Genomic DNA, 7,443 nt, shown 5'->3' with positions numbered 1-7,443 from the left:
GGCGCCGCAGCCGCGGCGCCAGCGCGACGAGCTGGCCGTCAAACCCTTCCATGGCGTGGCTGCCGCAGCGCTCGCCTTGCCGTCAGGGCTTGGCGATATGCCAGACGTTGTTGAGGTTGTCGCCGGTGCGGTCGCCCGGCTTGGCGTCCTTGGCAAAGCGGTACAGCGGCATGCCGCGGTACGCCCACTGCTTGCCGCCGTCATCGCGCGTGATGATGGTGTACTGGCCCGACGCATTGCTGCCAGGCGCGGCCATCAGCGGCGGCCAGTTGGTGGCGCACGGGCCGTTGCAGGCGCTCTTGCCGCTGCCGGCGGTGTCGCGGTCGAAGGTGTACAGCGTCAGGCCCTGCGGATCGGTCAGCACGCCACTGGTCACCTTCACCGTGGGCGGCATGTTGCCGGCGGTGCCGCCACCGCCCAGGCCCATGCCGGAACAACCGGCGAGCAGGACAGCCGCACAGCCGAGCGCGAGCGCGGCGGGTCGAACGAGGGATGCTGCAGTGGTAAGACGCACACGTGCCATGATCTTGTTCTCCATGCAAACCGGTGCCGCCAGCCGGCACCGTTCCACAAGTAAACACCGGATGCGGCGCATTTATTCCGTCACACCGGAAAAAAGTCGAAAAAAAACCTGCCCGAAGGCAGGTTTTTGCATCGCACCATGGTGCAGGGTCAGAGTTCACCGTAGCTGTGCAGGCCCGACAGGAACATGTTGACACCGAGGAACGCGAAGGTCGTCACCAGCAGGCCGACCAGCGCCCACCAGGCCGCCACCGTGCCGCGCAGGCCCTTCATCAGCCGCATGTGCAGCCACGCCGCGTAGTTCAGCCAGACGATCAGCGCCCAGGTTTCCTTCGGGTCCCAGCTCCAGTAGCCGCCCCAGGCCTCGGCCGCCCACAGCGCGCCCAGGATGGTGGCAATGGTGAAGAAGGCAAAGCCGACCGCAATGGCCTTGTACATCACGTCATCAAGCAGCTCCAGCGATGGCAGGCGTTCGGCCAGGATGCCGCGCTGCTTGAGCAGGTAGGCCACCGAGACCATCGCCGCCAGCGCAAAAGTGCCGTAGCCGATAAAGTTGGCCGGCACGTGGATCTTCATCCACCAGCTTTGCAGCGCCGGCACCAGCGGCTGGATTTCCTGCGCATTGCGGCTGACCGTGTACCACAGCAGGAAGCCCACCGCGGCCGACACCACCAGCATCACGAACGGGCCCAGCGCGCGCGTGGCGTAGCGGCCTTCGTAGTACAGGTAGAACAGCGAAGTGATCAGCGTGAACAGCACGAACACTTCATACAGGTTGGAAATGGGGATATGGCCGATGTCCGTGCCGATCAGGTAGGACTCGTACCAGCGCACCAGCAGGCCGGTGAAACCCAGCACCACCGCGCCCCAGCACAGCTTGCTGCCGATGCTGTAGCCCGTGTTCGAGCGCGTCGCCAGCCCGAGCCAGTAGAACAGCGTGGACAGGAACACCAGTGCGCTCATCCACAGGATGGCCGACTGGCTCGACAGGAAATACTTCAGGAAGAAGGCCTGGTCCGCGCGCGCCAGCTGCCCCTGGTAGAGCTGGATCGCGAACAGCGACAGCGCGGTGAGCGCCAGCATCAGCGGGCGCACCGCCTTCCAGTGCCAGCCGAGCAGCGCGAAGGTAGGCACGGCGCCGATCAGCACGGCCTTGTCGTAGCCGTCCATCCACTGCCCGTATTGCGACAGCGCCACGCCGGCGCCAACCGCCAGCGCCAGCGCAAAGAGCCAGTCCACCCAGGTCAGGCGGCGCAGGAAGGAAGGTTCGAGATAGGCCTCGTCAGCGCCGGTGTCGGCGCGCGTGGTGCCGCGCATGGCGGGACCGGCCTGGTTCACATTTGAGGACATAGCGTACCTGCTCAATTCAGTGGGGAGTGCCGGCGGGCCCGGGCGCATCGCTGCGGCCCCCTGCGGCGCGGCCGACATCGTCGCGCAGCGCCGTGAATTCCTTTTCGAAATCCATCGTGCGGCGCTGGGTCGACATCGCCATCAGCACATGGCTGCCAGGCTCGGTGTCGCCCTCGGCGGGCTTGTCTTTCACCCAGATCCAGACCCGGCGCTCGCGGATATAGAACATCGCGAACACGCCCAGCACCAGCAGCAGACAGCCAAGATACACGATGTTCTTGCCCGGCGCACGGGTCAGCTGGAACACGCTGGCCTTGATCTCCTTGAAGTCGTCGAGCTGCAGGAACACCGGCGCGCCGTAGAAGAAACTGTCCGACAGCGCGTTGATGGCCTGCTGCAGGAAGGTGCCACTCTGGGCGCTGTTGGCCACCACCGGCAGCTTGTCCTGGGCGCGCGCCAGCTGCCACAGCTCCCACATCGAGCCGTTCAGGATCTTGAGGAGCACGTCGGCGGCCTTCTGCTGCTCGGCCGGGGGCACGGACTTCTCCAGAAAGGCTGCGATCGCGGTGAAGCCGCCCGGGGGCGAATCCGGCGTGGGCCGCGTGGCGCCGGCGAACAGGTCGAGTGCACGCAGCGAGCTTTCCGCCAGCTGGCGGCGCAGGTCGGCCTTGTCATCGCCCGGCATCGACGCCAGCGCGAAGCGGCGCGCGGCCTCGCCGCGCAGCGTGCGGTCCTGCAGCGCGGCGCGCAGGCGCATCCAGTCGGCCACGCTGCCCTGGTCGTCGGCGGGGATGCGCAGATAGCGGAATTGCTCGCTGGGCGATTCGCGCATGCCGGCCAGGAACACCGACTGGCCGTCCATCTGCACCGGCACCATGTAGTTGTTGTACTCGCGCGCCTGGCCGGTGCGGTCGCGCAGCTTGTACTGCACCGACGGGCCGACGTTGCGCAGCGTCTTGGCGCGGTCGGTGCTGGCGGCGGCGCCCAGGTGCTTTTCCAGGGTCTCGTTGAAGGACTTGCGCGCCACGCCGCGCGCGTCGGGCTTGCCCGAGGCATCGGTGACGTTCTCGATATTCATCAGCCGGAAGTCGCTGAACTCGACCGTCAGGCCATCGCTGTCGGCGCTGGTGCCGGTGCCCGCCAGCGGCTTGTTGCCGCCCACCGCACCGTCGATGGTGAAGCTGGCGTGGCCGCTGCCCTGCATCGGGTAGCCGACGAACTTCAGGCGCGAGCCGCCGTCCTCGAAGCTGGACTGGTAGATGGCGATGCCGTCGACGATCAGCGGCTCGTTCACCTTGATGGTGGCCTCGGTCTGCTTGCCGGTGGCGCGGTCGGTCACGATCACATCCGAGGCAAACAGCTTGGGCATGCCGGTCTCGTAGAAATCGACCTTGAACTTCTTCAACGTGATCGCGAACGGCAGGTCCTGCACCAGCGCGCCGTCCGAGATGTTCAGGATAGCGGTGGACACGGTCGAGCCCTCGGGCACGTAGGCGTTGCCGCGAAAGCCCGGGTTGCTCGCNCCCCCCCCCCCCCCCCCCCCCAGCCGGTGCTGCGGCGGGATCTCGCTGATGACCGCGTTGCCGCTGATCGGGGTCTTGCCGCCCAGCCACATCTGCGCGCGGATCAGCAGGTCGCCGTCCAGCAGGCCGCCAATGCAGATCACCACGATGGCGGTGTGCGCCAGGATATAGCCGGCCTTGTTGGCCGCACCGGCCTTGGCTGCCAGCAGCGTGGCGCCGTCATGCTCGACCGCCTTGAGNGCCCGCCTTGAGGCGGTAGCCGCGGTTGCGCAGCAGCGCCGACAGGCGGCTCACCGCCTCGGTGCGCGGGCGCGCGCCGTCGAATTCGCCGCGGTGATGGAAGGCGCGCAGGCTGCGCTCGCGCACATGGTCCTTCCATGAACGCATGTCCGCCACCATCTTGGGCGCGTTGCGCACCAGGCAGAGGCTGGTCGACACCACCAGGAACGCCAGGATCAGCAGGAACCACCAGGAACCGTAGACCTTCTGCAGCGACAGCGTGTGGAACACATCGGCCCAGAACGGCCCGAACTGGTTGACGTAGTTGGGATACGGCTCGTTCTGCTTGAGCACGGTGCCGATCACGCTGGCGATGGAGATCACCGTCAGCAGCGCGATCGCGAAGCGCATCGAGGACAACAATTCGACCGCGTCGCGCAGCACGCGGTGAGAGGTCTTCAGGTGCAGCCCTGAAGTGGAAGCGGTCGACATGTGCAGGGAAACCTAAAACAACGTGCGGCTTTGAAATGAAAAAAGGGCGGACATGCTTTGGCAAGCAGGCCACCCTTTTCGATTGTGACAGGCGCGTTCGGTTGCATGCCGCGGCACACCCGCCGGAACGGGGGCCGCCAAACCAACGCGCCGGCGCCTGGCGGGCGCCAGCGGAGTCGCGGAATCGTTATCGAACGCCGGCGACGTAATCCGCCACCGCCTTGATCTCGGCATCCGACATCTTGGCGGCGATGGTCGTCATGACCGGGTTGTTCTTGCGGGTGCCCTGGCGGAATGCCACCAGTTGTGCCTCGGTATAGTCCGCCCACTGGCCGCCGATGCGCGGGTACTGTGCGGGGATGCCGGCGGCAGTGGGACCGTGGCAGGCGGCGCAGGCGGGCACGCCCTTGGCTGCAATGCCGCCGCGGTAGATCTTCTGGCCGGCTTCGATGGTGTCCTTGTTCTTGGCGGTGGCCGGCTTGAGCGACTGCTTGGCCAGGTAGGCGCCGACGTTGCGCATTTCCTCGTCGGTCAGCACCGACGCCATCGGCACCATGATCGCGTTGTTGCGTGCCTTGGACTTGAAGTCGGCCAGCTGCTTGTGGACGTACTCGGGATGCTGGGCGGCCAGCTTCGGGTTGGCGGCGGCGGCGCTGTTGCCGGCGGCGCCGTGGCAGCTCAGGCAGGCGGGCACATTGCGGTCGGGGGCACCTTGCGTGTACAGCGTTTCACCCTTGGCCGGGTCAGCCTTTGCGGCGGCCTGCTCTGCGGCAGATGCCATTCCGGAAAGGGCGGCGGCAGGAACGGCCAAAGCCAGGACACCCAGAATCTTCGCAATGCGGTTCATTCGCACACCTTCTCTGAATTGTTTTGGATACCGTGATGCGTGCCGGCCCGGCGCTTTGCCGGCGGTGAGGACGCGCCGGTGCAAAGGCTGGTATCGTGGCGACCCGCGCGCGGCTGACCGATCCGCAAAGCGCTGGCCGTGGCGGCAGACCCCGCCAGCCCGCTCCCGCCGCCGCCGCACCCTCCGGTGCAACGCGCAATGCGGGGCAAGGGCCCTGCCCACGATGGAACGACACACTAGGCTTCCCGCCCGGACGACGGCAGCCGAGGCACGCGGCCATGGATGCCACGCGTCACCCGTTCAGGAGACCGTTAACCGGCGTATTGTACAATAAGTTATGTGCCGGATTGATGCCTTGCGCCTTGTCATGCCCCTTTCGGGCTGCGCCAGGTCAACCCCGGCGGGCGGCCCAGGCCGCCAGCCATCCCACCCTGGCGAGCCCCCGGCCCCGGCATGCGCAATGCGCACAGCCTCCGCGGACCGCCCCACCGCTCTAGCGCATGTCCCTTCTTCACCAGGCCCGCTTCTTCATCACCGTGAACCACCTGCGCGACCTGCCCGCCACGGCCGTGCCGGAGGTGGCGTTCGCCGGCCGCTCCAACGCCGGCAAGTCCACGGCCATCAACATCCTGTGCAACCAGAAGCGGCTGGCGTTCTCGTCGCGCACGCCCGGGCGCACGCAGCACATCAACTATTTTTCGGTGGCGCCGGTCAAGGCGCCCGACCCGCTCGCCTTCCTGGTCGACCTGCCCGGATACGGCTATGCCGAGGTCTCGGGCACGGCCAAGTACCACTGGCAGGGGCTGCTGAGCGACTATGTGCAGACGCGCCAGCAACTGTCCGGCCTGATCCTGATGATGGACGCGCGCCGTCCGTTCACGGATCTCGATTGCCAGATGGTGGAGTGGTTCCTGCCGACGGGGCGCCCCATCCACGTGCTGCTGACCAAGGCCGACAAGCTCACCAACAGCGACAACGCCAAGGCGCTGCGCGAGACCCGCAAGATGCTGCAGGGCTACGCCGAGCAGATGGAAACACCGGTGCCGATGACGGCACAGCTCTTCTCCAGCCTGAAGCGCCGCGGCATCGAAGAGGCGCAGGGCGTGATCGCCGGCTGGCTCAACCTGCCGGAAGCGCAGAAGGCCGAAGCCAAGTCCGCGGCGGAGAAGAGCGAGCCGCCTGCTGCCGATCCCGCGGTGTAATCACCAGGTCAGCACGCAAAAAAAAGCCCCGCTGCAAGCAACGGGGACANNGCAACGGGGACAACCTTCCCCGCCGCAGGGGCGGGTACCCGCTCAGGGAGGAGTAGCGGGGGACACCGCGCCACGCAGGGCGCAACGCAAAGTGTCCGCGAGTATGATAGCGGGCACGCTCAAAAGTTTAGTTTTTCTTCGGCCAGCCGCTTTGAAGCGCGCTTTGCCGCGCGCGCCGTGCTTGCCGGCCCGCTTTCCTGTCCAGCTCTACAGTCAAGACGCCCGCCATGTCCACCTTCCCCGAATACCGCCCGCGCCGCATGCGCCGCGATGATTTCTCCCGCCGCATGATGCGCGAGCATCGCCTGTCGCCGGACAACCTGATCTACCCCGTCTTCATCCTCGACGGCCAGAACCAGCGCCAGGCGGTGGCGTCGATGCCGGGCGTCGAGCGCGTGTCGGTCGACCTGCTGATGCCGGTGGCCGAAGATTGCGTCAAGCTGGGCATCCCCGTGATCGCGCTGTTCCCGGTGATCGACCCGTCTTTGAAGACGCCGGACGGCATCGAGGCCACCAACCCCGAGGGCCTGGTGCCGCGTGCCGTGCGCGCGCTCAAGGACCGCTTCCCCGAGCTCGGCGTGCTCTGCGACGTGGCGCTCGACCCGTACACCAGCCACGGTCAGGACGGCGTGCTGGACGACAACGGCTACGTCATCAACGATGTGACCGTCGAGATCCTGGTGCGCCAGGCACTGGCACAGGCCGAAGCCGGTGTCGACATCGTGGCCCCGTCCGACATGATGGATGGCCGCATCGGCGCGGTGCGCACGGCGCTGGAAGACAACGGCCACATCCATACGCGCATCATGGCGTACTCGGCCAAGTATGCGTCGGCGTTCTACGGCCCCTTCCGCGACGCGGTGGGCTCGGCCGCCAACCTGGGCAAGGGCAACAAGATGACCTACCAGATGGACCCGGCCAATACCGACGAGGCCCTGCGCGAAGTGGCGCAGGACATCCTGGAAGGCGCCGACATGGTGATGGTCAAGCCCGGCATGCCGTACCTGGACATCGTGCGCCGCGTGAAGGACGAGTTCCGCTTCCCCACCTACGTCTACCAGGTCAGCGGCGAATACGCGATGCTCAAGGCCGCCGCGCAGAACGGCTGGCTGGACCACGACAAGGTGATGATGGAATCGCTGCTGGCCTTCCGCCGCGCCGGCGCCGACGGCATCCTGACCTATTTCGCGCGCGACGCCGCGCGGCTGCTGACGGCCTGAGCGGCCAACCGACAGAG

General features: G+C 66.8%; 5 protein-coding genes and 1 pseudogene. 2 read left to right on the top strand and 4 right to left on the bottom strand.

Features of this window, described 5'->3' with window-relative positions; translation table 11 throughout:
* Positions 1-82: 82 nt before the first annotated feature.
* The 4 genes and pseudogenes from CF68_RS09545 to CF68_RS09530 all read right to left on the bottom strand — a co-directional run bounded on the left by CF68_RS09545 (position 83) and on the right by CF68_RS09530 (position 4,953).
* A complete protein-coding gene (locus tag CF68_RS09545; RefSeq protein WP_035817846.1) occupies positions 83-523 on the bottom strand; it encodes a lipoprotein in 441 nt (146 codons plus the stop codon).
* Positions 524-672: 149 nt separating this feature from the next.
* Positions 673-1,839 carry a c-type cytochrome biogenesis protein CcsB gene (gene ccsB, locus CF68_RS09540; RefSeq protein ID WP_152548479.1) on the bottom strand — a complete coding sequence of 389 codons (1,167 nt, stop codon included), beginning with the start codon at positions 1,837-1,839 and terminating at the stop codon, positions 673-675.
* 49 nt (positions 1,840-1,888) lie between these two features.
* Positions 1,889-4,106 (bottom strand): annotated as a pseudogene (locus CF68_RS09535) (cytochrome c biogenesis protein ResB).
* A gap of 187 nt (positions 4,107-4,293) precedes the next feature.
* Complete coding sequence (locus CF68_RS09530) at positions 4,294-4,953, bottom strand: c-type cytochrome (protein ID WP_010812367.1); 660 nt, start codon at positions 4,951-4,953, stop codon at positions 4,294-4,296.
* Positions 4,954-5,453: 500 nt separating this feature from the next.
* Here CF68_RS09530 and yihA point away from each other — a divergent pair, with 500 nt between their 5' ends.
* Together yihA and hemB are read left to right on the top strand one after the other, a co-directional pair.
* Entirely contained in the window at positions 5,454-6,155 is a 702-nt protein-coding gene (gene yihA, locus CF68_RS09525) for a ribosome biogenesis GTP-binding protein YihA/YsxC (RefSeq protein ID WP_035817824.1), read from the top strand.
* A gap of 278 nt (positions 6,156-6,433) precedes the next feature.
* Positions 6,434-7,426 (top strand): porphobilinogen synthase, encoded by a 993-nt coding sequence (gene hemB, locus CF68_RS09520; RefSeq protein WP_010812369.1) that lies wholly within the window; start codon positions 6,434-6,436, stop codon positions 7,424-7,426.
* Positions 7,427-7,443 lie beyond the last annotated feature (17 nt).

The organism is Cupriavidus sp. SK-4, from assembly GCF_000611125.1.
Taxonomy (GTDB): domain Bacteria; phylum Pseudomonadota; class Gammaproteobacteria; order Burkholderiales; family Burkholderiaceae; genus Cupriavidus; species Cupriavidus necator.
Note: the sequence above shows the minus strand (reverse complement) of the source record. Positions and strands in the feature narration are given on the sequence as shown.